This window comes from Moorena sp. SIO1F2, from assembly GCF_010672755.1.
In the GTDB taxonomy this organism is placed as follows: Bacteria; Cyanobacteriota; Cyanobacteriia; order Cyanobacteriales; family Coleofasciculaceae; genus Moorena.
Genome location: NZ_JAAHFV010000608.1, coordinates 1 through 2,018 on the forward strand (window position 1 = coordinate 1; position 2,018 = coordinate 2,018).

Here is a 2,018-nt window from a genome sequence, read left to right on the forward strand (position 1 = left end):
TTCGATTTCCCCCATACTATCGGTTTCTATTCGCATCTTAGTCATCAGTGATATCAACTCCCCTTGGTTCCTTCGTTTATGGTATAGCACAGGGAGTAGGGAGTAGGGAGTAGGGAGTAGGGAGTAGGGAGTAGGGAGTAGGTATGCATGGCTTTTATCGTAGTTCATGCTATGTTTAAAATAGCGATAGATATCAGCAATTTTGGTAACCGTTTATGGCTATATTAAAACTTGATTATGATTTCCCAATAAATCCTGAACCCTAATCTTAATTTATCATAAACACCAAAACTAATCGGCTCTAGTTTATTCAGTAACCTGTTATATTTGTCTAGATTACCTCTTACAATTAGGTTAAACTCAATAGAGTTTTTTCTAGGAATTGTCAGATAATTCTAAATTCTAAATTCTAAATTCTAAATTCTAAATTCTAAATTCTAAATTCTTAATTCTTAATTCTTAATTCTTAATTCTAAATGATGGAAGAATGGTTAAATTACAAGGAGTTTCGGTTTGAAGCTGCTCATCGCCTTCCCCATCATGACGGCAAATGTAGTCGGTTACATGGCCATAGCTGGGTGGGGCGAGTATATGTCAAAGGTAATCAACTGATTGAGGAGGGTTCCAAACAGGGGATGATAATGGACTATGGAGATATCAAGACCTATGTCAAGCCTCTGTTAGATAACTTTTTGGATCATTATTACCTCAATGAGACAACTGGCTTGGAGAATCCTACTAGTGAAGCGATCGCCAAGTGGGTTTTTGAGCGACTTGAAGAAGCAGGTTTACCAGGATTGTATGCCGTTGAAATTCAAGAAACCTGTACCTCTGGTACGCGATACATGAAACCTAATATCAAGTCCGGTTGAATAGCGATAATTAATGGGAGGGTGGGGAGATGGGGAGATGGGGAGATGGGGAGATGGGGAGATGGGGAGATGGGGAGATTTTTATTAAGGGTAATTATCCTGAGTCAAGAACTTAGTTACCCGAATAGGAGTTGCCAACCGACAAATGCGATCGCTAAATCAGCAAGAACATGACTAAGATAACCAGACCAGATGGAACGGTAGGTTAGATAGCACCACGACCATACCGCTCCAGCCATGAACACCCCTAATGACCCAAGGATGACCACCAGCCAATCCTGGGTGTAAAACGTTAAAGCAATAATATGATGGAGGGTAAACAGCAATGCACAAAGCAATACTGACCCAAGTCCCGGGATTAGAATCTGGCACTTGCTCCAGACAAACCAACGCCAGATATACTCTTCCAGGAAGGCATTAATCAAAGTCCAATACATCGCCCCGAGTAGGTAAATGTATGCACTAGTTATGCCGACTTCTTGGGCTTTAGTGCGAAGATCCGTCTGATCAATCCAGTGCTGACCGAAAAGCCAATAAGCCCCAAGGATGATCCCAAACATCAACAGTCCCAAAATAGTTCCAGTCAACAACTCCTGCCGCTTCGGCCAGGATATACGTAACTTGCCACGATCCACCCAGAAAAACCAAGCAAGAGGCAGTGCGAGTAACCAGACTTTGCAACATGAGAATACTGCCTGCCCTAATGATCCTGGAGCAATATATAGTGCCATTGCTACACCGATACTCCCAGCAGGAACTAGCAGTAGCAGAGCCAATAGGGGATGTTTACCAGAGTGAGTATTGAGCATTGGAAATTCTCCGGTGATAACTTTATTGGTTATGCTAGAAGCTTTGCTGGAAACTATCGGTAAGTTCTGTGCCAGTTGTACAAGTTTCCTAAGGGGATCCCTAGGATAACGTCATTCCTTTGAACCTTTGTGCCATACTGCCCTCTTCCTTAGCCATTGCTTCGCTTATGTATATTTCATGCTGAGGCAGTGGAATCACAATTCCCTCTTGTTCAAATCTTTCTTTTATAATTCGGCTGATGTCACAATAGGCAGTCCAATAATCCTCTCTCTTAGTATAGACCATAAACCAAATGTTAACAGCATATTCAGCCAATTCACCGGTATCAATCCAAGG

At 42.0% G+C, this 2,018-nt stretch carries 3 protein-coding genes and 1 pseudogene; 2 read left to right on the forward strand and 2 right to left on the reverse strand.

The genetic code is table 11. The features are described from left to right. Nucleotides 1–479: 479 nt before the first annotated feature. Together queD and F6J94_RS33325 are read left to right on the forward strand one after the other, a co-directional pair. Nucleotides 480–872, forward strand: a complete 393-nt coding sequence (queD, locus tag F6J94_RS33320; protein ID WP_293048125.1) for a 6-carboxytetrahydropterin synthase QueD — start codon at nt 480–482, stop codon at nt 870–872. A 21-nt stretch (nt 873–893) separates the two neighbouring features. Further along, complete coding sequence (locus tag F6J94_RS33325) at nt 894–1,046, forward strand: hypothetical protein (protein ID WP_293048116.1); 153 nt, start codon at nt 894–896, stop codon at nt 1,044–1,046. Here F6J94_RS33325 and F6J94_RS33330 read toward each other — a convergent pair. Further along, nucleotides 989–1,681, reverse strand: coding sequence for a CPBP family intramembrane glutamic endopeptidase (locus F6J94_RS33330; RefSeq protein WP_293048119.1), 693 nt, complete (start codon nt 1,679–1,681; stop codon nt 989–991). The two genes, F6J94_RS33325 and F6J94_RS33330, sit on opposite strands and share 58 nt — an antisense overlap. A 100-nt stretch (nt 1,682–1,781) precedes the next feature. Beyond that, nucleotides 1,782–2,018 (reverse strand): annotated as a pseudogene (locus F6J94_RS33335) (mechanosensitive ion channel protein MscS); the annotation flags it as partial.